Origin of the sequence: Pseudomonas sp. URMO17WK12:I11, from assembly GCF_007677725.1 — a bacterium.
In the GTDB taxonomy this organism is placed as follows: Bacteria; Pseudomonadota; Gammaproteobacteria; order Pseudomonadales; family Pseudomonadaceae; genus Aquipseudomonas.
In genome coordinates this window covers 273726-299145 of record NZ_VEDF01000001.1, presented here as the reverse complement: position 1 = coordinate 299145, position 25420 = coordinate 273726, and the positions used below count along the sequence as shown (strand labels likewise).

Annotated in this window: 18 protein-coding genes; 12 read left to right on the top strand and 6 right to left on the bottom strand. The window is 63.3% G+C overall.

The features are described 5' to 3' along the window. Positions 1-7 precede the first annotated feature (7 nt). From FS665_RS01380 to FS665_RS01365, 4 genes are all read left to right on the top strand, one after another. Entirely contained in the window at positions 8-328 is a 321-nt protein-coding gene (locus FS665_RS01380; protein WP_145182215.1) for a DUF2934 domain-containing protein, read from the top strand. A 114-nt stretch (positions 329-442) separates the two neighbouring features. Next, positions 443-2596, top strand: coding sequence for a glycogen debranching protein GlgX (gene glgX / locus FS665_RS01375; protein ID WP_145182212.1), 2154 nt, complete (start codon positions 443-445; stop codon positions 2594-2596). 58 nt (positions 2597-2654) lie between these two features. Further along, a complete protein-coding gene (locus FS665_RS01370; RefSeq protein WP_145182209.1) occupies positions 2655-3449 on the top strand; it encodes an endonuclease/exonuclease/phosphatase family protein in 795 nt (264 codons plus the stop codon). A 321-nt stretch (positions 3450-3770) separates the two neighbouring features. Beyond that, positions 3771-4850: an autotransporter outer membrane beta-barrel domain-containing protein gene (locus FS665_RS01365; RefSeq protein ID WP_145182206.1), complete on the top strand. Its 1080-nt coding sequence runs from the start codon at positions 3771-3773 to the stop codon at positions 4848-4850. A gap of 72 nt (positions 4851-4922) precedes the next feature. On the opposite strand, the gene glgB is transcribed toward FS665_RS01365, so the two are convergent. From glgB to FS665_RS01350, 3 genes are all read right to left on the bottom strand, one after another. Then, positions 4923-7133 carry a 1,4-alpha-glucan branching protein GlgB gene (gene glgB / locus FS665_RS01360; RefSeq protein ID WP_145182203.1) on the bottom strand — a complete coding sequence of 737 codons (2211 nt, stop codon included), beginning with the start codon at positions 7131-7133 and terminating at the stop codon, positions 4923-4925. 2 nt (positions 7134-7135) lie between these two features. After that, a complete protein-coding gene (gene treS, locus FS665_RS01355) occupies positions 7136-10450 on the bottom strand; it encodes a maltose alpha-D-glucosyltransferase (RefSeq protein ID WP_145182200.1) in 3315 nt (1104 codons plus the stop codon). Between the two features lie 97 nt (positions 10451-10547). After that, a complete protein-coding gene (locus tag FS665_RS01350) occupies positions 10548-12566 on the bottom strand; it encodes an alpha-1,4-glucan--maltose-1-phosphate maltosyltransferase (protein ID WP_145182197.1) in 2019 nt (672 codons plus the stop codon). Between the two features lie 90 nt (positions 12567-12656). Here FS665_RS01350 and FS665_RS01345 point away from each other — a divergent pair, with 90 nt between their 5' ends. From FS665_RS01345 to FS665_RS01325, 5 genes are all read left to right on the top strand, one after another. Further along, positions 12657-12869, top strand: coding sequence for a hypothetical protein (locus FS665_RS01345; protein ID WP_145182195.1), 213 nt, complete (start codon positions 12657-12659; stop codon positions 12867-12869). A gap of 278 nt (positions 12870-13147) precedes the next feature. Continuing rightward, positions 13148-14311 (top strand): isovaleryl-CoA dehydrogenase, encoded by a 1164-nt coding sequence (locus FS665_RS01340; protein ID WP_145182192.1) that lies wholly within the window; start codon positions 13148-13150, stop codon positions 14309-14311. An 18-nt stretch (positions 14312-14329) separates the two neighbouring features. Further along, a complete protein-coding gene (locus FS665_RS01335; RefSeq protein ID WP_145182188.1) occupies positions 14330-15937 on the top strand; it encodes a carboxyl transferase domain-containing protein in 1608 nt (535 codons plus the stop codon). A 3-nt stretch (positions 15938-15940) separates the two neighbouring features. After that, complete coding sequence (locus FS665_RS01330; protein ID WP_145182185.1) at positions 15941-16756, top strand: gamma-carboxygeranoyl-CoA hydratase; 816 nt, start codon at positions 15941-15943, stop codon at positions 16754-16756. Beyond that, positions 16753-18705, top strand: a complete 1953-nt coding sequence (locus FS665_RS01325) for an acetyl/propionyl/methylcrotonyl-CoA carboxylase subunit alpha (protein ID WP_145182182.1) — start codon at positions 16753-16755, stop codon at positions 18703-18705. The genes FS665_RS01330 and FS665_RS01325 overlap by 4 nt, the downstream gene beginning before the upstream one ends. Positions 18706-18734: 29 nt before the next feature. On the opposite strand, the gene FS665_RS01320 is transcribed toward FS665_RS01325, so the two are convergent. After that, a complete protein-coding gene (locus tag FS665_RS01320; protein WP_145182179.1) occupies positions 18735-19442 on the bottom strand; it encodes a LexA family transcriptional regulator in 708 nt (235 codons plus the stop codon). Between the two features lie 88 nt (positions 19443-19530). Here FS665_RS01320 and FS665_RS01315 point away from each other — a divergent pair, with 88 nt between their 5' ends. From FS665_RS01315 to FS665_RS01305, 3 genes are all read left to right on the top strand, one after another. Continuing rightward, a complete protein-coding gene (locus FS665_RS01315; protein WP_145182177.1) occupies positions 19531-19842 on the top strand; it encodes a DUF6124 family protein in 312 nt (103 codons plus the stop codon). A 435-nt stretch (positions 19843-20277) separates the two neighbouring features. Beyond that, positions 20278-20793, top strand: a complete 516-nt coding sequence (locus FS665_RS01310; RefSeq protein ID WP_145182175.1) for a DUF4880 domain-containing protein — start codon at positions 20278-20280, stop codon at positions 20791-20793. A gap of 86 nt (positions 20794-20879) precedes the next feature. After that, the gene (locus FS665_RS01305; RefSeq protein ID WP_145182172.1) at positions 20880-22028 is read left to right on the top strand and encodes a carboxypeptidase family protein; all 1149 of its coding nucleotides are present in this window, start codon (positions 20880-20882) and stop codon (positions 22026-22028) included. 37 nt (positions 22029-22065) lie between these two features. On the opposite strand, the gene FS665_RS01300 is transcribed toward FS665_RS01305, so the two are convergent. Then, the gene (locus FS665_RS01300) at positions 22066-23025 is read right to left on the bottom strand and encodes a spore coat U domain-containing protein (protein ID WP_145182169.1); all 960 of its coding nucleotides are present in this window, start codon (positions 23023-23025) and stop codon (positions 22066-22068) included. Beyond that, complete coding sequence (locus tag FS665_RS01295) at positions 23022-25415, bottom strand: fimbria/pilus outer membrane usher protein (RefSeq protein WP_145182166.1); 2394 nt, start codon at positions 25413-25415, stop codon at positions 23022-23024. The genes FS665_RS01300 and FS665_RS01295 overlap by 4 nt, the downstream gene beginning before the upstream one ends. Positions 25416-25420 lie beyond the last annotated feature (5 nt).

The following is a 25420-nucleotide window of genomic DNA, read 5'->3' as shown; positions in this document are numbered from 1 at the left end:
GAGCGTCGTGATGAGTGTCGAAGAAAAACGAGTACGCGAATTCGCTTACCAGATTTGGGAATCTGAAGGTAAGCCTGAAGGCCAAGAGGAGCGGCATTGGGACATGGCGCGCAAGCTGGCCGAGGCCGAGGCACTGGCGCCCAAGGCTGAGCCGCGCAAACGTGCAGCGGCCAAGCCAAAGGCGGCCAGTGAACCCAAAGCCGCTGCCCAGCCCAAGGCCGCCGCTGCGTCCAAGGCGCCCACCGACGCGAAAGTGGCCGCACTGCCAGGGGTGAAGCCTAGCGCCGCGAAGAAACCACGCGCCGCCAAGAAGCCCAGCGCCGGCTGAGCCGTTGATTGAATCTGCACGGCCTTGACCGCCCCCGCAATGGGGGCGGTCAGCGTGCCAGGTGTTGCAAGCGTTACCCATACCTTCCGTTGTATTTGGCCATCGAGGATTGCCATGAGCCCGCGCACCCCAAAGAAAACTCGCTCCGTAGCCCCATCGCGCATCCGTGAAGGCATGCCTTTCCCTCTAGGCGCCACCTGGGACGGCCTGGGCGTCAACTTCGCACTGTTCTCGGCCAACGCCACCAAGGTCGAGCTGTGCCTGTTCGACTCGACCGGTGAAAACGAGCTCGAGCGTATCGAGCTGCCGGAATACACCGACGAGATCTATCACGGTTACCTGCCAGACGCCCATCCCGGGCTGGTCTACGGCTACCGCGTGTACGGCCCCTACGAGCCGGAGAACGGTCACCGCTTCAACCATAACAAGCTGCTGATCGACCCCTATGCCAAGCAACTGGTGGGTGAGCTCAAGTGGTCCGAGGCGCTGTTCGGCTACACCATCGGTCACCCTGACGACGATCTGTCATTCGATGAACGCGACAGCGCGCCCTTCGTACCCAAGTGCAAGGTCATCGACCCGGCCTTCACCTGGGGCCGTGACCAGCGGGTGCAGATCCCATGGGAGCAGACGGTCATCTACGAGGCGCACACCAAAGGCATCAGCATGCGCCACCCGGCCGTGCCGGAAAAGCTGCGCGGCACCTTCGCCGGGCTGGCCAATGACGAGTTGCTCAAGCACATCAAGGACCTGGGTGTGTCGAGCATCGAGCTGCTGCCGATCCATGCCTTCGTCAACGATCAGCACCTGCTGGACAAGGGCCTGAACAACTACTGGGGCTACAACACCATCGCTTTCTTCGCCCCGCACCCCAAGTACCTGGCCAGCGGCAAGATCGCCGAGTTCAAGGAGATGGTCGCGCACGTCCACGATGCGGGCCTCGAGGTGATTCTCGACGTGGTCTACAACCACACTGCCGAAGGCAACGAGCGCGGCCCTACCCTGTCGATGCGCGGTATCGACAATGCCTCCTACTACCGCCTGATGCCTGACGACAAACGCTACTACATCAACGACTCGGGGACCGGCAACACCCTGGACCTGAGCCACCCGTGCGTTTTGCAGCTGGTCACCGATTCGCTGCGCTACTGGGCCGGCGAGATGCACGTCGACGGTTTCCGTTTCGACCTGGCGACCATCCTTGGCCGTTACCACGATGGCTACAGCGAGCGCCACGGCTTCCTCGTGGCCTGCCGCCAGGACCCGATGCTCAGCCAGGTCAAGTTGATCGCCGAGCCGTGGGACTGCGGCCCAGGCGGCTACCAGGTGGGCAACTTCGCCCCCGGCTGGGCGGAATGGAACGACCGCTTCCGCGACACCACGCGAGCCTTCTGGAAAGGCGACGAAGGCCAGTTGGCCGACTTCGCCGCACGCATCACCGCCTCAGGCGACATGTTTAACAACCGCGGACGGCGGCCGTACTCGTCCGTGAACTTCATCACCGCGCACGATGGCTTCACCCTGCGCGACCTGGTGTCGTACAACGGCAAGCACAACGAGGACAACGACGAAAACAACCAGGACGGCACCGACAACAACCTGTCGTGGAACTGCGGCGCTGAAGGCCCGACCGAAGACCCGGAAATCAACAACCTGCGCATGCGCCAGATGCGCAACTTCTTCTCGACGCTGCTGTTGTCCCAGGGCACGCCGATGATCGTGGCGGGCGATGAGTTCAGCCGTACCCAGCACGGCAACAACAATGCCTACTGCCAGGACAGTGAAATCGGTTGGGTCAACTGGGACCTGGACGATGAAGGCAAGGAGCTGCTCAGCTTCGTCAAGCGCCTGACCCGCCTGCGCCTGAAATACCCGGTGCTGCGCCGTTCGCGCTTCCTGGTTGGCGATTACAACGAGGCCATCGGGGTCAAGGACGTGACCTGGCTGGCACCGGATGGCAACGAGATGGGCGTTGAGCAATGGGAGGATCCGAACGGCCGCTGCTTCGGCATGCTGATCGACGGTCGGGCGCAGGTCAGCAGTATCGGCCGGCCTGGGGCGGAAGCCACCATGCTGCTGATCTTCAACGCCCACCACGATGTAGTGCCGTTCCAGCTGCCAAGCGTGCCCGAGGGTAATCACTGGAACTGCCTGATCGACACCGATCAGCCCAAGCAGCGCAAGGGCCAGCCGTTGGCCTTCGACAGCAGCTTCGAGGTTCAAGGCCGCTCGCTGGTCCTGCTGGTGCTGGAGCACGAGGAAGACTGAACCCTACCTGGGGCTGCCGGTCCCACTCAGTACCTGTTCGCTGTACTGAGGAGCCACCGTGACCCTTGAAGCCGGCAGCCAAGGTTACGCCAGCACCCGTCAGGCCTCAGCCGTCAATCGGCTGCGAGTCCTGACGGTCAACACCCACAAGGGCTTTACCGCCTTCAACCGCCGCTTCATCCTGCCTGAATTGCGCGAGGCGGTGCGCAGCACCCAGGCCGATATCGTGTTTCTGCAAGAGGTGCTGGGTAGCCACGATCGCCACGCCGCCCGCTATCCCGGTTGGCCGCAAACCTCGCAGTATGAATTTCTCGCTGACAGCATGTGGAGCGACTATGCCTACGGTCGCAACGCCGTCTACCCGGACGGCCACCACGGCAACGCGCTGCTGTCGAAATACCCCATCCTCGAACACCGAAACCTCGACGTGTCGATCACAGGACCCGAGCGCCGAGGCTTGCTGCATTGCATCCTGGATGTACCTGGTCAACGACATGTGCACGCCATCTGCGTGCACTTGTCGCTGCTCGAAAGTCATCGGCAGAAGCAGCTGCTGCTACTGCGCCAATTGCTCGACGCCCTGCCCGTGGATGAGCCGGTGATCATCGCCGGCGATTTCAACGACTGGCAGCTGCACGGCAACCGCACCTTGCAGCTGCAGCGTGACCTGCATGAGGCATTCGAGCGCCATCACGGTCTACTGGCGCGAACTTATCCAGCGCGCCTGCCGTTGTTGCGTCTGGACCGCATCTATCTGCGTAACGCCCAGAGCCATGCGCCGCAGATTTTGCGGCACAGGCCCTGGACGCATCTGTCCGATCACCTACCACTGGCGGTGGAAGTCAGGCTCTAGCAATGATTTGGCATAGTGCTGCCTCGGCAAATAGCGAAGCTTGCTATAAAGGCGCTTTAAATCAATAAATTCAATGGCCTAACGCAGGTATCCGGCAGGCAACGCGCGTACTGCGATTTCTTGACGCAAGCGCCGGACTCTCCTTAGCTGAAAGTGATCAACCGCTGTAAAAACTCGCGCCAGGCTCTCTAGCGCGCGCCTTGCCGCGCGCATCTCGGAGCCGGCGTGCTGGTTTGAGTCGCCCGCTGTTTTTGTCGTAGAGCTCGTGACAACAGGCCAGATCCTTGGGCATTGGCACCGGTAATCCAAAGGAGCTCTGCCATGAACACACCTTCCAGAAATCTGCGTCTGGATCGGCTCATCCACGCTGTTTCCACTTCCATGTTGCTTGCCTCGCCCCTGGAGAGCCTGGCCTTCGAGCTGCCGGACGACCCGTTGTCGCCCAACTACCTGCAGCGCCCGAGTATGCCAACACTGACCCTCGAACCCACAGGTGCCAATGCGTTTACCCTGTCAACCCTGAGCGCCTTCGGTGAGGCTCAGACCGCGCGGCAAATCTTTAGCGCACTGGAGCTGGCCAGCGGTCCTTGGGCCACGTTCTTCCCCGGCGGCGCAGCGCAACCTGGCGCGCGGCCGCCTGAGCAACTGGAAGCGCCGAACCAGCAGATGGTCATAGGCCCGGACCTGTTGGTGCGCGAAACAGCGGCTGGCACTGTGCACCGGGCGGGCATGTTCGTCGGCCACAACAACCTGCAGAGCAGCTTCAGCGGTTCTCGGCCATTGCTGGGTGACAAACAGCGCAGTGCCGTGAACTTGAGTGGCGAAAGCCTGGGGGTCTACTGGAGCATGACCCATGAACAAGGCTGGCACCTGGACGCCGTCGCCATGGGGTCGCGTCTCGAGGTCATGGGCCGCAGCGAGTCTGGCCAACGCCTGGATGGCAACGGCCATGCCATGACCTTTTCGCTGCAAGGTGGTTACCCGATCCGCGTGGGCGGTGGCTGGACGATCGAGCCGCAGGCGCAGTTGATCAACCAGCGGTTCTATCCCGGCACCCGTGCCCAGGAAGAGACCTTGCGCGCCTTCGACAGCCAGCCCAGCTGGAGCGGCCGCGTGGGTGCCAAGCTGTCCGGCCGCTACGAGGTCAGGGGTATGCCGGTAGAGCCTTATGTGCGCACCAACGTCTGGTATGACTTCAGCGAAATGGGCGATGTGAAACTCGATCAGGTCGACAAGATCTCCAGCTCGCGGTATTCGACCACGGTGGAGCTGGGGCTGGGCCTGGTGGCGCGGGTGACGCCTTCGGTGGGCTTGTTCGTCAGCGCCGACTACAGCAGCGACGTCGACGGCAATGACCTGAACGGGCTGATCGGCAGCCTTGGGGTAAGAATGCGCTGGTGAGCGCGGCCGGGCCCTGGGTCAGCGCGCCTGCTAGGCGGCGCTGACCTGCCCAGGCCCGGTTTGCTCACTGCCTCACGCCGGCTTCATCACCAGCACGCCCAGCGGCGGCAGGTTCAGGGCCAGTGACAATGGCTGGCCATGACTGGCGATCTGCTCGCTGTGCACGCCGCCCAGGTTGCCGACATTGGAGCCGGCATACAGCTCGGCGTCGCTGTTGAGCACTTCTTGCCAGTGCTCACCGAACGGCACGCCAATGCGATAACCCTCGCGCGGCACCGGCGTGAAGTTGGCCACCACCAGCACGGGCTCGCCCTGGCTGCTCCAGCGCAACCAGGCGTACACGCTGTTCTGCGCATCGTCGCCGATCAGCCATTGGAAGCCCTGGGGCTGGCAGTCCTGCTCGTGCAACGCCGGCACATCACGGTACAAGCGGTTGAGGTCGCCGACCAACTGCTGCACGCCTTGGTGTTCGGGGTACTGCAGCAGGTACCAGTCCAGCTGGTGGTCATGGTTCCACTCGCGCCATTGGCCGAATTCGCAACCCATGAACAGCAGCTTCTTGCCTGGATGAGTCCACATGAAGGCGAGGTAGGCTCGCAGGTTGGCGAACTTCTGCCAGCGATCGCCCGGCATCTTGTCAATCAGCGAATGCTTGCCGTGGACCACTTCGTCATGGGAGATCGGCAGGATGAAGTGCTCGGAGTAGGCGTAGATCAGCCCGAAGCTCAGCTCGTTGTGATGGAACGGCCGGTGGATCGGGTCGTTCTGGATGTAATGCAAGGTGTCGTGCATCCAGCCCATATTCCACTTGTAGGCAAAGCCCAAACCGCCCTGCTGGGTAGGCTGGCTGACACCCGGCCAGGCCGTGGATTCCTCGGCGATGATCAACGCCCCTGGCGCTTCGACGGCTGCCACGCCGTTGAGGTGACGGATGAAATCGATGGCTTCGAGGTTTTCCCGGCCGCCATGGCGGTTAGGTATCCACTCGCCGGCTTTGCGCGAGTAGTCGCGGTAGAGCATCGAGGCCACCGCATCCACACGCAGGCCGTCGATATGGAAATGCTTGAGCCAGTGCAGCGCCGAGGCCATCATGAAGCCCCGCACTTCATTGCGCCCCAGGTTGTAGATCAGCGTGTTCCAATCCTGATGGAAGCCTTCCATGGGGTTATCGTATTCGTACAGCGCAGTGCCGTCGAAGCGGGCCAGGCCGTGTTCGTCGGTGGGGAAATGCGCCGGTACCCAATCGAGGATCACGCCAATGCTGGCCTGGTGGCAGGCATCGATGAACGCGGCAAAATCTTCAGGGCTGCCATAACGGGAAGTCGGTGCGAACATCGACAGCGGCTGGTAACCCCAGGAGCCGCCAAAGGGGTGCTCCATGATCGGCAACAGCTCGATGTGGGTAAACCCAAGCTTCTGTACATACGGCACCACTCGCTCGGCAAGTTCGCGCCAGTTGTAGAAGCGCGATACCTCGCCCAGGTCATCCAACTCACATTGCCACGAGCCTGCGTGCAGCTCGTAGATCGACAATGGCGCGTTGTAGGCATGGCGCTCGGCGCGCTGGGCCATCCACTGCTCGTCCTGCCAGGTATGAGCCAAGGCACCGGCGACCTTGGAGGCCGTGCTCGGCGGCAACTCGGTGGCTCGGGCCAGCGGATCGGCCTTGAGCGGCAGCACGCCGTCGTGGCCCAGCACTTCGAACTTGTAGGTCTCCCCTGCCGCCAGGCGCGGCACGAACAGCTCCCAGACTCCGGCACCATGGCGCAGGCGCATGGGGTGGCGGCGGCCATCCCAGTTGTTGAAGTCGCCTACCACAGAGACGCGCCGCGCATTCGGCGCCCACACCGAGAAGCACACCCCATCGACCCCATCGACCTGGACCGGCTGCGCGCCAAAGCGGCCGGCCAGGTCGCGGTGGTTGCCTTCGGCGAACAGATGCAGGTCGATGTCGCCCAATTGCGGCCCGAAGCTGTATGGGTCTTCGGTCACCTGCTCGCCGCCGGCCCAGGCGATCTGCAACAGGTAGCCCTGGGCGCGGTCGAGCTGGGCGCTGAACAGACCCGGCAGACTGCCCTGCTGCATCTCACCCAGTATCCGCTGGTCGTCGCGCGCCAGCACATGCACGCTCAAGGCGTTGGGCAGGAAAGCACGGATCACCTGCCCACCGGCGCCATCGTCATGGGGGCCGAGCACGGCAAAGGGATCGGCGTGCTCGGCACGCGCCAGGGCATCGAGATCCCGCTGCCGAAGGCCGCCGTTTTCACGCGTTGTAACGTTCATGCTCACTCTCCCCAGGTACTGATCAGTCCATGCAGGCCGTGCAAGGGCACGGCCAACCAGCTTGGACGGTTCTCGGCTTCATATGTAATTTCGTAGGCGGCTTTTTCCAGGCAGAACAGCTCAAGCGCCGCCCGCTCGCCCTCGGCCTGCTGCCAGGCATGCGGCATGCCCGCAGTGGCCAGGCCATAGGCTTCGACAAACGCATGCCGCGATTGGTGCAGATACTGCCGGGCGACCCGTTGCCGGGCTTGCCGCGCTTCGTCTGAAAGGTCCACCGCAGACGCGCTGCGCAAGATCATCGCAGCAGCATAGTCGAAGGAGCGCAACACGCCGCTGACATCTTTATACGGGCTGTGCTTGGCCCGGCGTTCTTCGAGCGGACGCGCAGGTTCACCCTCGAAGTCGATCAGGTAGGCATCGCCCTGCACTACCAGCACCTGCCCCAGGTGCAGGTCGCCGTGCACGCGCATGAGCAAGCCACCCTGGGCCTGCTCGGCCAGCTGGGCAACATGCAGGGCAAGGCCCTCGCGCTGTTGCAGCAGGTCATCGACCAAGGCCTGGCTGTCGCTGTCCAGGTGCTCGCGGTGTTGCCCCAGCAGGTCCAGGGCTTGGCTCAGCTCGGCGCTGATTTGCGCCGCCCAGCGGCGGCTGTCGTCGGCATCGCTTGGGCGCGGCGCGAACGCTTGATCGTCGGTGGGCGCCGCCAGCAATACATGCATTTCGCCCAGGCGCTGACCGAACAGCCCAGCGAAGGCGGACAATTCGGCCAGGGCATCGGTATGCGTCTCGCCGTCAGCGCGAATTGGCTCCATCTGATCGCGAATGGCTCGTTCCAAGGTGTTCTGCGACCAGGCCCAAGCGTCACCCTGATTGCTTAGATAGCCCTGGGCGATCATCAACAGGTGCGGCGCTCGCTGGGCGTCAACGCGGCTGACCCAGGCCAGCAGCGGCGAGATATTGGCAAAGCCTGCAGCGGTCAGGTAGGCGCTCATCTCCAGCTCGGGGTGGATACCGGGGTTGACCCGGCGGATCAGCTTGAGCACCACGCGATCGCCAATGACCACCGAACTGTTGGACTGCTCGGCGCTCAGGTAGCGCACCTCGCTGTCGTCATCCAGGCCGAGGCTGGCCAGTGCGTCGGTATGCTCGAACTGCAGTTCGCCATGGGGCTCGCCGCAGGGCAGCCGCACGCCTTGCTGGCAGGCCTTGAGCACAGCACGGATGAACGGCTCGAGCACGAACGCATCGGTGATCAGGCCAACCTGGTGGGCGCGGCGCACCCGCGACAGCGCCAGCTGCTGCGGTAACGCACTGTTGATCTGCTCTTCAGGCAGCAGGCCAAAGGGCAGCTGGTACTGGGTGGCGACGCCGTCGCTGAGCACTTCGAATTCGCTCAACAGCACCGGCGTGCTGGCCGTGCTCAAGCGTACGCCGTAGCTCAGGCGCACCTGGTCGATGGGGCCTTCCTTGCCGGCGAACCAGCGCCGTTTGGGCAGGTACTGAGGCAGGATGGCGCTTTGCAGAGTGTCGCGGGAGGGCGCGTCGAGCAGCTCCTCCATGCGTTGGCGCAGCACGAGTGTGGTCAATTCGGGTAACCCCTCGGTAGGCTGGACATGCCAGCTGGGCATGCGGTCGTGGGAGGCCAGCAGGAACCAGTAGAAGCCATAAGGCGGCAGCGTGAGCAGAAACGGCAGTTGGCCGATCGGCGGGAACGCGCTACCCCCGAGCATTTCTACCGGGACCTTGCCGGCGTATTGGGACAATTCGAGTTCGGCCGCCTGAGCCGCGCGCGACACATTGGCCACGCAGAGGATCACCTCGGTGTTGCCCTGAGCATCGGTGTATTCGCGCAGATAGGCGAGGATGCGCCGGTTGCGTGGCGTCAACGCGCGCAACGTGCCGCGGCCGAACGCTTTCTGCTGCTTGCGCACTGCCAGCATGCGACGCGTCCAGTTGAGCAGCGAGTGGGCATCGTGGCTCTGCGCCTCGACGTTGACGGTCTGGTAGCCGTACAGCGGGTCCATGATCGGCGGCAGAACCAAGCGCTGCGGATCGGCGCGGGAGAAGCCGCCGTTACGATCGGGCGACCACTGCATGGGCGTGCGCACGCCATCGCGGTCACCCAGGTAGATATTGTCGCCCATGCCCAGCTCGTCGCCGTAGTACAGGGTAGGCGTCCCCGGCATCGACAGCAGCAGGCTGGTCAGCAGTTCGATGCGCCGGCGATCGCGTTGCAGCAGCGGCGCCAGGCGCCTGCGAATGCCCAGGTTGATGCGCGCGCGGCGATCTTCGGCGTAGTAGTTCCACAGGTAGTCGCGCTCACGGTCGGTGACCATCTCCAGGGTCAACTCGTCGTGGTTGCGCAAGAAGATCGCCCATTGGCAGTTGGCCGGGATCTCAGGCGTCTGGCGCAAGATATCGGTGATCGGAAAACGGTCCTCCATGGCCAAGGCCATGTACATGCGTGGCATCAACGGAAAGTGGAAGGCCATGTGACATTCGTCACCGTCGCCTTCGCCGAAATACGGTCGCGTGTCTTCTGGCCACTGGTTGGCTTCCGCCAGGAGCATGCGGTCAGGGTAGTTGGCGTCGATCTCGGCGCGAATCGCCTTGAGCACCCCGTGGGTCTCGGCCAGGTTCTCATTGTTGGTACCGTCGCGCTCGATCAGGTACGGGATGGCATCCAGGCGCAGGCCATCGACCCCGAGGTCGAGCCAGAAGCGCATTACCCCGATCACCGCCTTGAGCACCTGCGGGTTGTCGAAGTTGAGGTCTGGCTGATGCGAGTAGAAACGGTGCCAGAAGTACTGGCCGGCGACCGGGTCCCAGGTCCAGTTGGACTTCTCGGTGTCGAGGAAGATGATGCGGGTGCCGTCGTACTTCTGGTCATCGTCCGACCACACGTAGAAATCACGCGCCTTGCTGCCGCGCTTGGCATGCCGCGCACGCTGGAACCAGGGGTGCTGGTCGGAAGTGTGGTTGATGACCAGCTCGGTAATCACCCGCAGCCCCCGCCGATGCGCTTCGTTGATGAAGCGCCGGGCATCGGCGAGGCTGCCGTAATCGAGGTGCACCGCCTTGTACTCGGCAATGTCGTAACCGTCATCGCGCCGCGGCGAGGGGTAGAACGGCAGCAGCCACAGGGTGTTGACGCCTAGCTCGGCAATGTAGTCGAGCTTGCTGATCAAGCCGGCGAAATCACCGATGCCGTCGTTGTTCGAATCGAAGAACGATTTGATGTGCAACTGGTAGATGACCGCATCCTTGTACCACAGCGGGTCGTCGATGAAAGCTGCCGGGCGAGAACGCTTGGCCATGGGGTGACTCCTGTATGTCCTCGATACCGCGCAATCGCTTCAGGACCGGCTGGCCCTTCCAGGCGGCCAGTCCGCTCCTCTCCACAGTCGGCGCTTATTAGTCGGCCTTGCGGATGCGCCAGATGCCGAACGGCTGGTGCCACGGTTCGATGCGCATCCATTGGGTCTTGCCGTGCCACGTCCAACGATGGCCATTCATCAGGTCTTCGCCCAAGGTATCGGCATGGTCGTCCAGCCCCAGTTCCCACAGCGGCAACTCGAACGTGGCCTCCTGGGCATTGTGCGGATCGAGGCTGATGGCCACGAGGATGTAGTTGTCACGCTCGGGCGTGCGCTTGGCGAAGTACAGGATGTTGTCGTTCCAGCAGTTGAAGAACGCCACGCCCAAGTGCGTTTGCAATGCCGGGTTCTGCCGGCGGATGCGGTTGAGCTGGGCGATCTCGGCGATGATGTTGCCCGGCTGGGTGAAGTCACGCGGACGGATCTCGTATTTCTCCGAGTCCAGGTACTCTTCCTTGCCCGGTAACCCTGCAGCCTCGCACAGCTCGAAGCCCGAATACATGCCCCACAAACCCGAGCCCATGGTCGCCAGCGCCGCGCGAATCAGAAAGCCCGCGCGCCCCGAGTGCTGCAGGAAGAACGGGTTGATGTCCGGCGTATTGACGAAGAAATTGGGGCGGTAGCACTGGCTCCATGGCGGTTGATTGAGCTCCTCGAAGTACTCGCGCAGCTCGTCCTTGGTGTTGCGCCAGGTGAAGTAGGTGTAGCTCTGGGCATAACCGACTTTGCCCAAGCGGGCCATCATTGCCGGCTTGGTGAACGCCTCGGCAAGGAACAGCACGTCGGGGTACTGGCTGCGTACATTGGCGATCAACCACTGCCAGAACGGCAACGGCTTGGTGTGCGGGTTGTCCACGCGGAAGGTTTTCACGCCCTCCTCGACCCAGCCGATGATCACGTCGCGCAGCGCCAGCCACAGCCCCGGCACCGCGTCGGGGGCGTAGAAATCGACGTTGACGATGTCCTGGTATTTCTTCGGCGGGTTCTCGGCGTAACGGATGGTGCCGTCGGGCCGCCAGCTGAACCAGCCGGGGTGTTCGGTCAGCCACGGGTGGTCCTGGGAGCACTGGATGGCAAAGTCCAGGGCGATCTCCAGGCCATGTTGGGCAGCGGCCGACACCAAACGCCTGAAGTCTTCGCGCGTGCCCAGTTGCGGGTGGATGGCATCATGACCGCCCTCGGCGCTGCCGATGGCGTATGGGCTACCTGGATCGCCCGGCTGGGCCTGCAGGGCATTGTTGCGGCCTTTGCGGTGCGCCGTGCCAATGGGGTGAATGGGTGGGAAATACAACACGTCGAAGCCCATGTCGCGGATCATCGGCAGGCGCTGGTGCACGTCGTTGAAGGTGCCATGGCGCTCTGGGCTGTCGGTGATCGAGCGCGGAAACAACTCGTACCAGCTGGCGAACTGCGCAGCCGGACGATCGACGTCCAGCGGGAACTCGATGCTGCGGGTAAGGTAGCTGCGATGCTCGGCTTCACCCATCAGGCGCGTGGCCTCAGGGCTCAGCAGCAGCGCGACCTGCTCGGCCGGCTCCAGGCTATGCAAACGTTCAGACAGCGCCTGCAGTTGCTCGCGCAGAGCCGCGCCGCTGAGCTCGATACCTTTGCCCAGCAGCAGTCGGCCTTCTTCAAGCTCGAGCTTGATATCCACACCCGCCTGGAATTTCTTCTCCAGGTCGTAGCAATAGGTGGCGTAAGGGTCGATCCAGGCTTCGATGCTGAACAGGTGCGGGCCAATCTCCGAAGGCGTGAATTCAGCCAACCACAAGTCGTTGCCAGGTGAGGTCATGGGTACGCAATGCACCCGGCGGCTGCCCGCCTGGCGCCAATTGAGCACCACGGCCATGCGGTCGTGGCCGTCGGTGAATACCTTGCTGCTGACCGACACCGGCTGGTTGCTGATGGCCTTGGCCGCGAAAGTGCCGCCATCGAGTACGGGCTGGGTAGCCTCGATGGCGATGCGCGGCGCCAGCAAGGCCTGGGACAGGCTGATGGCTTGATCCGGGTGATCGTTGGCCATGGGCACGCTTTCGAAGGGCTCGTTCAGTGACATCAGGCCTTGCTCCCTTGGGCTGGTGGCGGTAAGGGTTCAGAGCCACGCGCAGGCATGGGGGTTCAAAAAAAACTGAGCCACGCGCAAGCGATGGCGGTCGAACCAGGCAGCAGCGGTTCATTCACCACGCGAGGCCTGGCCATGAACATCCCGACACCCCCGGAAACGCCTGATCCAAACATCGACGACCCCAGCCTGCCACCGCCTGTGCCGGAGCAGGATCCGGACGAGCTGCCGATCAAACCAACCGTGCCGCCGACGGTTGGCGATCCGCCCAGTCAGGAGCCGCCTGTCAAAGCCTGATGCCAAGTGGCATCGAGCGTTGGCTCACGTCGGGTCGGCAGGTTCATCATGCTGGCCCCTCTGTTCAGTCACCCATGCTGATTCTCGGCATGCGGATCCCTTCATTCAATCATTCATCCATTTAGGTAAACGCTCTGGAGCAATTGACAGTTCGAAAGCCCAGGTTTACGTTTACGTAAAGGTTATGAAACGTTCAGCAAAAGGCCTTTGCTCACGCTTTTCGCCACGGATGTGTGAGCTACGGTACGACCTCTATCAAGAACAATAAGGTGCCTCGCATGCATTACCCCTCCCTGAACTTCGCCCTGGGCGAGACCCTCGACATGCTGCGCGATCAAGTGCGTACGTTCGTCGCCGCCGAACTGGCGCCGCGCGCCGCACAGATCGACCAGGACAACCTGTTCCCCGCCGACATGTGGCGCAAATTCGGCGATATGGGCCTGCTGGGTATCACCGTGAGCGAAGCTTTCGGTGGCGCCGGCTTGGGCTACCTGGCTCACGTCGTGGCGATGGAGGAGATCAGCCGAGGCTCGGCGTCGGTGGCACTTTCCTACGGCGCGCATTCGAACCTGTGCGTCAACCAGATCAATCGCAACGGCACACCTGAGCAGAAACACCGGTACCTGCCGAAGTTGATCAGCGGCGAGCACATCGGCGCGCTGGCCATGAGCGAGCCGAACGCCGGCTCGGATGTGGTTTCGATGAAACTGCGCGCCGAGAAACGTGGCGAGCGCTATGTGCTCAACGGCAGCAAGACCTGGATCACCAACGGCCCGGATGCCAACACCTATGTGATCTATGCCAAGACTGACCTGGACAAGGGCGCCCATGGCATCACCGCATTCATCGTCGAGCGGGACTGGAAAGGCTTCAGCCGCAGCAACAAGTTCGACAAGCTGGGCATGCGCGGCTCCAACACCTGCGAGCTGTTCTTCGACGACGTCGAGGTGCCGGAGGAAAACATCCTTGGTCAGCTCAACGGCGGCGTGCGCGTATTGATGAGCGGACTGGACTACGAGCGCGTGGTACTCGCCGCTGGCCCCACCGGCATCATGCAAAGCTGCATGGACCTGGTGGTGCCGTATATCCACGAGCGCAGGCAATTCGGCCAGAGCATCGGCGAATTCCAGCTGATCCAGGGCAAGATCGCCGACATGTACACCCAGCTCAATGCCAGCCGCGCCTACCTGTACGCGGTGGCCCAGGCCTGCGACCGGGGTGAAACCACACGCAAGGATGCGGCCGGGGTGATCCTTTACAGCGCCGAGCGCGCCACGCAAATGGCCCTGGAGGCGATTCAGATTCTCGGCGGCAACGGTTACATCAATGAATTTCCGGCGGGCCGTCTGCTGCGTGATGCCAAGCTCTATGAGATCGGTGCCGGCACCAGCGAAATTCGCCGCATGCTGATCGGCCGTGAACTGTTCAACGAAACCCGCTGAGCACGAGGAGCGACTGCCATGGCTACATTGCACACTCAGCTCAATCCTCGCTCGCCCGAGTTCGCCGGCAACCATGCGGCGATGCTCGAGCACGTCCAGGCTCTGCGCAGCCTGCTGGCGCAGATCGCCCAAGGCGGCGGCGCCAATGCCCAGCAGCGGCACACGGCGCGGGGCAAGCTACTGCCGCGCGAGCGCATCGACCGCCTGCTCGATGCCGGCTCGCCCTTTCTGGAGATCGGTCAGCTGGCCGCTCATGAAGTGTACGGTGAAGACGTGCCGGCGGCGGGCCTGATCGCCGGTATCGGCCGCGTTGAAGGCGTTGAATGCATGATCGTGGCCAACGACGCCACGGTCAAAGGCGGCTCTTATTACCCGCTGACGGTAAAAAAGCACTTGCGTGCGCAAGCGATCGCCGAGCAAAACCGCCTGCCCTGCATCTACCTGGTCGACTCAGGCGGCGCCAACCTGCCGCGCCAGGACGAGGTATTCCCCGACCGTGAACATTTCGGGCGGATCTTCTTCAATCAAGCCAACATGAGCGCCCTGGGCATTGCGCAAATCGCCGTGGTGATGGGCTCCTGCACAGCTGGTGGCGCGTACGTGCCGGCCATGGCCGACGAGGCGATCATGGTGCGCCAGCAGGCGACCATCTTCCTTGCCGGGCCGCCCCTGGTGAAGGCGGCCACCGGTGAAGTGGTCAGCGCCGAAGAGCTGGGCGGCGCCGACGTGCATTGCCGCACCAGCGGTGTCGCCGATCACTACGCCGACGATGATGAGCACGCCCTGGCCATTGCCCGGCGCTGCGTGGCCAACCTCAACTGGCACAAGCTCGGCAGGTTGCAACAGCTGCCTGCCGTGCCACCGCTGTACGCCGCCGAGGAGCTATATGGCGTGGTGCCCGCCGATGCCAAGCAGCCGTTCGACGTGCGCGAAGTGATCGCCCGCCTTGTCGATGGCTCACAGTTCGATGAATTCAAGGCCTTGTTCGGCACTACCCTGGTGTGCGGTTTTGCCCGCTTGCACGGCTACCCGATCGCGATCCTCGGCAACAACGGCATCCTCTTCGCCGAGGCTGCGCAGAAAGGCGCGCACTTCATCGAACTGGCCTGCCAGCGCGGCATCCCGCTGCTGTTCCTGCAGAACATCACCGGCTTCATGGTCGGCAAGAAATACGAGGAAGGCGGTATCGCCAAGCATGGAGCCAAACTGGTCACTGCCGTGGCCTGTGCCAAGGTGCCGAAATTCACCGTGATCATCGGCGGCAGCTTCGGCGCCGGCAATTACGGCATGTGCGGCCGCGCCTACGATCCACGGTTTCTGTGGATGTGGCCGAATGCCCGGATTGGCGTGATGGGCGCCGAGCAGGCTGCCGGGGTACTGGCCCAGGTCAAGCGCGAGCAAAGCGAGCGCGGCGGCCAGCCGTTCAGCGCCGAGGATGAAGCCAGGCTCAAGCAGCCGATCCTCGATCAGTACGAGCATCAAGGCCACCCTTACTACTCCAGCGCGCGGCTGTGGGACGACGGCGTCATCGACCCGGCGCAAACCCGTGAGGTATTGGGCCTGGCGTTGTCGGCCGCACTCAACGCGGCGATCGAACCAAGCCGTTTCGGCCTCTTCCGGATGTGAACCATGAGCGATTACAGCACCCTCGAAGTGATCCACGACCCACGCGGCTTCGCCACCTTATGGCTCAGCCGCGAGGACAAGCACAACGCCTTCAACGCGCTGATGATTCGCGAACTGATCATCGCCCTGGACCGTCTTGCCGAAGATCCGCACCTGCGCTTCGTGTTGCTGCGCGGCCGCGGCCGGCATTTCAGCGCCGGTGCCGACCTGGCCTGGATGCAGCAAGCGGCGCAGATGGATTTCAACACCAATCTCGACGACGCCCGCGAGCTGGGTGAGCTGATGTACGCCCTGCACCGCTTGAAAGCGCCGACCCTGGCCGTGGTCCACGGTGCGGCCTTTGGCGGCGCGCTGGGCCTGATCAGTTGTTGCGACATGGCCATCGGCGCCGAGGACGCCCAGCTGTGCCTGTCCGAGGTGCGCATCGGTCTGGCCCCGGCAGTGATCAGCCCCTTCGTGGTCAAGGCCATTGGTGAACGCGCTGCCCGTCGCTATGCCTTGACTGCCGAGCGCTTCAGCGGCGTGCAGGCGCATGCGCTGGGCCTGCTCGCCGAAGTGTACCCAGCTGCGCAGCTCGAGGCGCAGGTCCAGACCTGGATCGCCAACTTGCTGCAAAACAGCCCCCAGGCCCTGCGCGCGACCAAGGACCTGCTGCGCGAAGTCGATCATGGCGAGCTCAGCCCGGCGCTGCGCCGATACTGCGAAAACACCATCGCCCGCATCCGCGTCAGCGCCGAAGGCCAGGAGGGCCTGCGCGCGTTTCTGGAAAAGCGCCGTCCGGCCTGGCAAGCCATCGACAACACGGAGCCGCGCCCATGAGCCAGCCTGCTTTGACTACCCTGCTGGTGGCCAACCGCGGTGAAATTGCCTGCCGGGTGATGCGCACTGCCAAGGCCATGGGCCTGACCACCGTCGCCGTGCACAGCGCAGTCGACCGCGAGGCCCGGCACAGCCGCGAGGCGGACATTCGTGTCGACCTGGGCGGCAGCAAAGCCTGCGATAGCTATCTGGACGTGGACAAGCTGATTGCTGCTGCCAAGGCCAGCGGTGCCCAGGCTATTCATCCAGGCTATGGCTTTCTCTCTGAAAACCCTGGGTTTGCCCGCGCCGTCGAACAGGCCGGGTTGATCTATCTCGGGCCACCGCCTAGCGCCATCGAAGCGATGGGCAGCAAATCAGCGGCCAAGGCCCTTATGCAGGAGGCCGGCGTGCCCTTGGTGCCCGGTTATCACGGCGACGCACAGGACCTGGATACGTTCCGTGAGGCGGCCCGACAGATTGGCTATCCGGTGCTGCTCAAGGCCAGCGCAGGCGGTGGCGGCAAGGGCATGAAGGTGGTCGAGGATTCGAGTCAACTGGCCGAGGCCCTGGCATCGGCCCAGCGCGAGGCGCATTCCGCGTTCGGCGATGCGCGCATGCTGGTCGAAAAGTATGTGCTCAAGCCACGGCATGTAGAGATCCAGGTATTTGCCGACCAGCATGGCCACTGCCTGTACCTGAATGAACGTGACTGCTCGATCCAGCGCCGCCACCAAAAAGTCGTCGAGGAGGCACCCGCGCCAGGACTCTCGGCCAGCCTGCGTCAGGCGATGGGCGAAGCGGCGGTGCGCGCCGCCCAGGCCATCGGCTACGTAGGCGCCGGCACGGTGGAGTTTCTGCTCGACGAAGGGGGCGAGTTCTTCTTCATGGAGATGAACACACGCTTGCAGGTCGAGCACCCGGTGACCGAAGCCATTACCGGCCTGGACCTGGTGGCCTGGCAGATTCGCGTCGCCTGCGGCGAAGCGCTGCCGCTGACCCAGGCGCAGGTGCCATTGCACGGTCATGCCATCGAGGTGCGCCTGTATGCCGAAGATCCGGCCAACGATTTTCTGCCGGCCACTGGCCGTCTCACCGTGTACCGCGAGTCGTCGCCTGGCCAGGGCCGGCGCGTGGACAGCGGGGTCAGCGAGGGCGATGAGGTGTCGCCATTCTATGACCCCATGCTGGGCAAACTGATCGCCTGGGGCGCGACCCGTGAGCAGGCACGTCTGCGCCTGCTGGCGATGCTCGATGAATTCGTCATCGGTGGCGTGAAGACCAACATCGGCTTTGTGCGCCGCATCCTGGCACACCCGGCCTTCGCCGCGGCGGCGCTGGACACCGGCTTCATCCTGCGCCATCAGGCAGCGTTGCTGCCTGCGCCGCAACCGCTGCCGGCCCGCTTCTGGGAGGCAGCGGCTGAAGCCTGGCTGCAGAGCCAACCGCCCTGCCAACGCCCTGACGACGTGCATTCACCCTGGGCTGAACGCAGCGGCTTGCGCCTCGGGCTGCCGGCACGCAGCAGCCTGCACCTGCAAAGTGGCGCCGAACGCCAGGCCATCGCGCTGGAGCGCAGCGCTGCAGTACTCTGGCAGTGGCAAGACGAGCACTTGACGGTGGATGACAACGGCGTGCGCTGGCGCCACTTGGCGCTTCGCCGTGGCAACACCTTGTTCCTGGGCTGGGACGGGGAAGTACACGCCGTTCAGGCATTCGACCCGATCGCCCAAGGTGAGACGCGCCATGTTCAGCAAGGTGCACTGACTGCGCCCATGAACGGCAGCATCGTGCGGGTGCTGGTCGAGCCTGGGCAAGCGGTGCAGGCCGGCACCGTGCTGGTGGTGCTCGAAGCGATGAAGATGGAGCACAGCGTGCGCGCCCCACACGATGCCACGGTCAAGGCGCTGTTGTGCCAGGAAGGTGACATGGTTGGTGAAGGCGCGCTGCTGGTCGAACTCGCTGACTGACGCCGCAGGGGCTGCCAGCCAGCCCCTGATTACACCACGCCGTGCACGCGCACGACGACGCCGAGAAACTCGCAACCGGCCTCGCACACCAAGGTCGGGTAGCTGCCGTTGAGGGCTTTGAGGTACTGCTGCCCGCCCTCCTCGGCCAGTTCTCGCAGAATCGCCGTCTTGCCCGGTTGACGGGCAATGACCAGACGCCCGGATTCAGCCTCAAGCCCCGGATCGACCAGGATGCGCATACCCTGAGGCACGCTGCGACCGCTGCTGGCGCTCATGGCATCGTTTTCAACGGTGAGCCAATAGCCCTTGCCCCGAGCCAGGTAATCGGTCTGCTCGAATACACCCGGGTCTGCTTCGACCGCGCCGTCCAGCGCATCCCATGCCAGCACCGGGTAACGAAAGCACACGATGTACTGCATGAGGTCCAGGTCCTGGTCCTCTTCGTCCACCAGGTAAGTGCCCCGCGCCTCGCCCACCTGCCCTTGAATGCGCAGCTGCAGGCTGACGCTGTAGTGAGGCATGCCGATCTCTACGAAGGTGCGATTCATCGACTCGATCTTCGGCTGACGCCGTTTGTTCACCCAATGCCCGACGCTACCCTGGGACACACCCACGCGCTCGGCGAGCTGTTCCTGGGTCAGTTTGAGTTCCTCCATCCGGTCGCGGACGAGGGCAATCCATTTATCCATATTCATCGCTGGCAAGATACGGACTGCCTTAAGCGGCTCAATAAACATTCTGTAGTATTTATTAAAGCACACAAAAATACTGCAGGTATTAGTATCATCCTGAACCCTTTCCCCATTGGCCCTAGCAGGTATCAGGATGAAACCATCGAAAGACGACGAAACAGATTTGGACAGCGAAGCCGCCCGCCGCGCGCTGGATTACTACCTCAATCCCAAGCCCACGCGCCCAAGCCCACACAACCAGATCTGGACGCTCCACCCGGGTGTCACCTCCGAGCAGGCGCAGGACCACGCCATCGAGCTACTGCGCTGCGCGGCGGCCACTGCCCACGAAAACGCCACGCACCAAGAGGGCAGCACGCGCGAACTGACCTTCGCATTGATGCACATGATCGATATGGCAAGGGCGCTGCTGGAACATCGGCGGGCCCTGCAGACGGGCGAATAGATAACCGCAAGGGAGGCACATTGTGATAGCCGCGTAACGGCAAACGGCCCCATTTGCCGGAGCAAAGAGGTGCACCAGCAAAAATTTTCCGCGAAAACCGGAAAATTCATTTGACTGGCAAATGATAACGATTATTATTGCACTCAGCTGATCGCGAGATCTGCTGGATAACCTGGAGCTTAGGTCGCTCTCAGATTATCTCCTCATCAGGCTAATCACGGTTTTTGACCCGGCTTTTTGCCGGGTCTTTTTTTTGGCTCTTCAGGCTAATGAAGATCGTTCGATGGGCGGCATGATAGCAAAAGTGTTTCAGGGCGTGAACGCTTATTACAATTCTTTGCGGAATCAGCACTTGAGAATCAATCTCGTTTCGCCTAGGCTGCTACACGCGTCATGGATGATGCCCCACCCCATCGCCAAGCAAGGAGCTGACCCATGAGCCGTTTGCTGCTGCCACTCGAACAGCCGACACCGTCGTCGCATGCCCAGGTCGATCATTCGTTGCTGCATCGGCTCAAGCGTCTGCCCCGTCGCGTCCAGCAAGTGTTCCTGCTCAACCGCCTCGACCAGCTCGACTACGCCAGCATCGCGCAACGGCTCGACCTGCCCGTGCGCAGTATCGAGCGCCACATGAATCAAGCGCTGCAATCAAGCCGTGCAGGCGCTGACGCGGTAACCCGCGTCGCGGAACGATGGTACGTGCGCCTGCAAAGCCCGCAGGCCACCGCGTGCGAGCGCATCGATTTTCGCCGCTGGCTGGACGCAGACCCTGCGCACCTGCAAGCCTTTCACGACACCGAACTACGCTGGCGTAGCCTGCTCGACCCAGCGCAGGCGCTGGGGCGGGATGGCTGGTATCGGCAAGGGCGTGCAGCTTTGTCAGTAGCTGGCTGCGCGGTGGCGGTCGGGTTGGGCCTGCTGACGCTGCTACTGGCAGGCGCCTGGGCCTGAGCGCCGTGCCCCTTGGGCACAGATCAAGCACGGGGGCATTTGGAGGGTGTAGAGTACCTTCACAATAACGCCTGAGGAGCCTGGCAATGACCGTGACGCTGTCCCCCCTGCATATCGACTGCGACTTCGATTCCGGAAACATCCAGGTATTGGATGCCAGCAACCCCGCCCAGGTCCAGCTGGCCATCCGTCCAGACACGCACAGCGGGCACTACCAGTGGTTCCACTTCAAAGCCAGCGGGTTGACGCCGGGTCAAGTGCACCGCTTCAGCCTGGTCAACGCCGGCGAGTCGTCCTACAAGCAGGCCTGGAGCGGTTACCACGCGGTGGCCTCGTACGATCAGCAGCGCTGGTTCCGGGTGCCCAGCGAATTCGACGGCAAGGCCCTGTCGTTCGCCCTCGCGGCCGAGCAGGAGCAAGTCTGGTTCGCCTATTTCGAGCCCTATCCACGCGCCCGTCACAATCAGCTGATCGAACGCGCGCAGCAAATTCCCGGCGTGGTGTTGCTGGCCCATGGGCGCAGTGTGCAAGGCCGGGACATCCCACTGCTGCGCGCGGGGGACGGCGCAGTGGGCAAGCGCAAGCTGTGGCTGATCGCGCAGCAACACCCCGGCGAGCACATGGCCGAGTGGTTCATCGAAGGGCTGATCGATCGCCTGCAAGCGCAGGACGTGACCGTGCAGCAGTTGCTGAGCAAAGCGGATCTATACCTGATTCCCAACATGAACCCTGACGGCGCGTTCCTCGGGCACCTGCGCACCAACTTCCAGGGCAAGGACCTGAACCGCGCTTGGCAGGATGCCAGCATCGAATTCAGCCCAGAGGTGTTCTTCGCCCAGGCGCAGATGAAGCAGTATGGCGTGGATGCTTTCATCGACGTGCATGGCGATGAAGAGATCCCCCACGTATTCACTGCGGCGTGCGAAGGCAACCCAGGCTACACACCGCGGCTGGCCGAGCTGGAAGAACAGTTCCGCACCACGCTGTGCACGCACACGCGTGACTTCCAGACCGTGCATGGCTATACCCGCGATGAGCCAGGCCAGGCCAATACCACACTGGCCTGTAACGCGGTGGGGATGGCCTATGACTGCCTGTCATTGACCCTGGAGATGCCGTTCAAAGACCACGATGACGCCCCGAACCCACACACAGGATGGTCGGGAGCACGCTCCAAGGCACTGGCCGGCGCGGTGCTGGAGACCCTGGCGGCAATGGTCGACGATCTGCGCTGAATCACGGCTGCCGGGCCTTTGGGTTCGGCACTGGCTTTCAGAACTGCACATCCAGCACCACATTGTCGAGGTAGCTGGCTGCCGGTGGCGTCGCCTGGTCGGTGTAGACCCTGGCGTTATAGTTGAACACTTGGCTGCCGGTGCCGGTGCCCGCCCCCGGGTTGACATCGGCATCGCTGCTGGAGCGCCGCGCCGTGTTCAGCGCACCCCAGCGCACGCTGCCGGCGCCTTTGAAAATGTCGTAGGCGAGGAAGTTGCCCGCCGCCGATTTCATGCGCCGTCGTCCGCCTGCGACGTTCTCGCCATCGCTCAGCCCCACGGTGTAACTGCTGCCTTTGGTGCATGACAGGCTCAGGCTCTGGTTGACCGCAGCGAACCCGGCAACCACCGGAGCGCTGCCGAAACTGATGTTGGGCGTAGTGATCTGACAGTCATTGCTGACAGTGAGCGTTACCAGCATCGTCTGGCTCCCCGAGCCAATGTCGCGTCCCAGGCAGATGTTGCCCAGCCCTACGCCTGAGCAGTAGTTCCAGCTCCAGGCCACAGTCAAGGTTTCCTGATAGACACCTGCCGCAACATTGCTGCCGATCTGCGTTCTCAGGTACAGCGGCACCGCCTTGGGCGAGGTGCCATTCAACAACCCCAGCAAGTCGAGAATGCCGGTGCGAGCGAAGTCGAAGGCGACCCCGCGGGTAATCGGATAACTGGTACTGTTATCGGCGTACAAGGTGTAGGGGATCACATCGCCCGTTGGCCCGACCAGGCCGCTGGTGGTCGCGGTGATGGTGGCCAGGAAGCGGTCGTTGGCGGTCAACAGACTCAGCAACGAGCCGGTGCACTGCAGCCCGGAATTGATGCTCGAAGCGCTCTGCACGGCGGTGCGGACCTGGGTCGAATTGAGCGTACCGAATGCCGCAGGAGCAGTCGCCACCGATGCGCACAATGCCCAAGCCGAGCCTGCCGGCATCAGTAACAGGCCACACAGCAACCTCCTCATCGGCACTCCAAGGGGCCGATCAAGGGGATCGAGCCATGCGTTTCGGGCAGGTCGAATGCCACCTGGCACTGCCCGCCTTCGGGCAGCGTCACCTGCAGGCGGTTGTGCGGCGCCAGGTTTTCCAGATACACCAGGCCGTCCCAGCCGACCACCGCCTGGCCGCCGCCAGGCTGATGCACGACGCTGCTGCCCAGCTTGAGCGGTTGCCGATTGCTATCGACCAGCTCGATGCTCGCCGCCAGCACCCGCTTCAAGGGGAATTCCAACAAGTAGCCGCTGCCGCGGCGCACCGCCAGGCGCTGTTCGACCTGATCGGCGAGCACGTCGGGCGGCAAGTCCATCGGATCGATCTCATATTTGCCGCGGTAGTAGCCGCTGCTGTATGGCACCAGCAGGTGACCGTCACGATTGGTGCGGCCAATCTCCTGGTTCTCGTAGCGCACCGGCACATCGGCGTAGCCGCTGGTGCTGACGACCACGAAGGCGTCGTCTATGCGATTGGCCGCGAACACCCCGGCATCCATCCAGACCAGCGAGCCGCTGGCGTCGGCCCAGCGGGTCATCTGACCGCTGCTGCCGTACACGCCGGCTTGCAGCTGCACCGATTGCAGGCGCCAGGTGACATCGGCCTGGCGATAGGCGTCGCGGTCGCCGCCGCTGGCGTAACCCAGGTTGTAGCCAACCCCGCCAGCGGCAGGCACAGCGCGGCTGTAGTTGACCCGCTGCAGGTCCTCGCCGTCCTTGCCGCGCTCCATGCTCACCGCCAGGGTGCCGCCGAAATCAAACGGCATCACCAGCTGCGCCTGCACCGCCCACTGGCTATCGCCGATCTCGCGGTTGGCGGACAGATAGACACTGCTGTTGCCCCAGAGCGGTTTGCTCCAGCTGAGGTTGAGCAGCCGGGTGCGGGTGCCATCAGCGGCGCGCACATCGAAGTAACCGGCGCCCAGGCTGCCGTACCGCTCAAGATTCAGGCTCAAGGTCGCCTGTTCGCTGCGCCGGCTCAGCTGCATCTCAGGGCGGTCGACGCGGCTCAAGTCGGCATATTGGCCGTGGCGTTGCAGGCGCTGATAGCTCAAACCGATGCGTTGGCTGTTGTACTGATAACCCAGTGCGATCTGCTGGCCCTGCTCACCCGCGAAGCGGCTCTGGGCGAGCGCAGCGTTCACTACACCGAAGGTGCCCAGGCGCATGTTGCCGCCCAGGCCACCGAGTACCAGCGATTGGGCGGTTTCAAGGTGGCTTTCCAGGGTGAAGCTATCGCTGACGCCGTGACGCACGCTGGCCGATGCCACACCTGCTCCGTAGCCAAAATCCTCAACGGCATAGTTGCGGCGCAGGCTCCCGGCTGCCACCGAAAAGTCCGTCAGGCCCTGCTGCAGCAAGCTGCTGGTGACATAGAACGGCAATGTCGTGGACACCTGCCGGCCCAGGGCATCGGTGGTCACCACCACCGCCTCGCCGGCACCGTTGATGAACGGCACGTTGGTCAAGGTATAGGGGCCTGGCTGCAACGCAGTGGTGCTCGACTTGTAGCCGTTGATGAACAGGTCGAGCGAGGTCGGCACCGCCGCTTCGCCGGCAAAGGCGGGCAAGGGGTAGGTGACCAGGTCCGGACGTGCACCGAAGTCGCGCGATAGCTGCAGGCCGCCCACGCGCACCGAGCTGGTCCAGGGCAAGGCACCGGTGACCAAGTCGCCGGCTTCGTAGGTCAGCAGGCGCTGCTCGTCGGTAAAGCGCCATGTGGTGTCGTAACGCAGAAAGCCTTGGCGATTGTCGTTGCTCGGCGCGCCATCGAAGGCATGACGCCATTGCCCGGTGCTGGAAAGCGTGCCCCAGCTGTCGAACACACGCAGTTCGTTCCAGGCGGCCAGGTAGGTACCGCCATCGTCGTTATCATTGAGGTACAGGTCATAATTGAACAACGCGCCGAAACTGCTGCGCGCATCGCTGGCCGGGTACAGGCTGCGTTCGCCGACCTGCTGCTGTGGCAACCAGGCCGCCGGCACTTGCAGCGACAGGCGCTGGTTCTGGCTGTCGTAATCGCTGTGCAATCCCGCCACCGTGTCCAGGGCGACCTCGCCCTGCGGCGCGCCCGGCAGCTGCACGCCAGCGCTGCGCAGCACTTCGCTGTCCAGGTAGAGCCGCCCGGCGCGCTGCTGTACCGCCACCACTTCAGCCTTGGGCATCTGGTTCACCACCAGGTCGAGGTATAGCGTGGCTTCGGCCACTGCAGCGCTCTCGCCAGGCGGCGGCGGCAGATCGTCGGCCAGCACCAGCCACGGGCCGAGCACACTCAACCCGACGTACCAGCGCGGCCAGCCGCGCACAAGCCACCTCACACACCGATTCCAACCATTGCCGGGTCCTCCTTGGCCCCTGCCGTTCATTCAGC

Bases quoted from the DNA above. Each gene is read 5' to 3' on its own strand.
- FS665_RS01365 (WP_145182206.1), top strand. From the start codon at position 3,771: ATGAACACACCTTCCAGAAATCTGCGTCTGGATCGGCTCATCCACGCT.
- FS665_RS01305 (WP_145182172.1), top strand. From the start codon at position 20,880: ATGACCGTGACGCTGTCCCCCCTGCATATCGACTGCGACTTCGATTCC.
- FS665_RS01310 (WP_145182175.1), top strand. From the start codon at position 20,278: ATGAGCCGTTTGCTGCTGCCACTCGAACAGCCGACACCGTCGTCGCAT.
- FS665_RS01350 (WP_145182197.1), bottom strand. From the start codon at position 12,566: ATGTCACTGAACGAGCCCTTCGAAAGCGTGCCCATGGCCAACGATCAC.
- glgX (WP_145182212.1), top strand. From the start codon at position 443: ATGAGCCCGCGCACCCCAAAGAAAACTCGCTCCGTAGCCCCATCGCGC.
- FS665_RS01335 (WP_145182188.1), top strand. From the start codon at position 14,330: ATGGCTACATTGCACACTCAGCTCAATCCTCGCTCGCCCGAGTTCGCC.
- glgB (WP_145182203.1), bottom strand. From the start codon at position 7,133: ATGAACGTTACAACGCGTGAAAACGGCGGCCTTCGGCAGCGGGATCTC.
- treS (WP_145182200.1), bottom strand. From the start codon at position 10,450: ATGGCCAAGCGTTCTCGCCCGGCAGCTTTCATCGACGACCCGCTGTGG.
- FS665_RS01315 (WP_145182177.1), top strand. From the start codon at position 19,531: ATGAAACCATCGAAAGACGACGAAACAGATTTGGACAGCGAAGCCGCC.
- FS665_RS01300 (WP_145182169.1), bottom strand. From the start codon at position 23,025: ATGAGGAGGTTGCTGTGTGGCCTGTTACTGATGCCGGCAGGCTCGGCT.
- FS665_RS01330 (WP_145182185.1), top strand. From the start codon at position 15,941: ATGAGCGATTACAGCACCCTCGAAGTGATCCACGACCCACGCGGCTTC.
- FS665_RS01325 (WP_145182182.1), top strand. From the start codon at position 16,753: ATGAGCCAGCCTGCTTTGACTACCCTGCTGGTGGCCAACCGCGGTGAA.
- FS665_RS01340 (WP_145182192.1), top strand. From the start codon at position 13,148: ATGCATTACCCCTCCCTGAACTTCGCCCTGGGCGAGACCCTCGACATG.
- FS665_RS01295 (WP_145182166.1), bottom strand. From the start codon at position 25,415: ATGAACGGCAGGGGCCAAGGAGGACCCGGCAATGGTTGGAATCGGTGT.
- FS665_RS01320 (WP_145182179.1), bottom strand. From the start codon at position 19,442: ATGTTTATTGAGCCGCTTAAGGCAGTCCGTATCTTGCCAGCGATGAAT.
- FS665_RS01345 (WP_145182195.1), top strand. From the start codon at position 12,657: ATGGCGGTCGAACCAGGCAGCAGCGGTTCATTCACCACGCGAGGCCTG.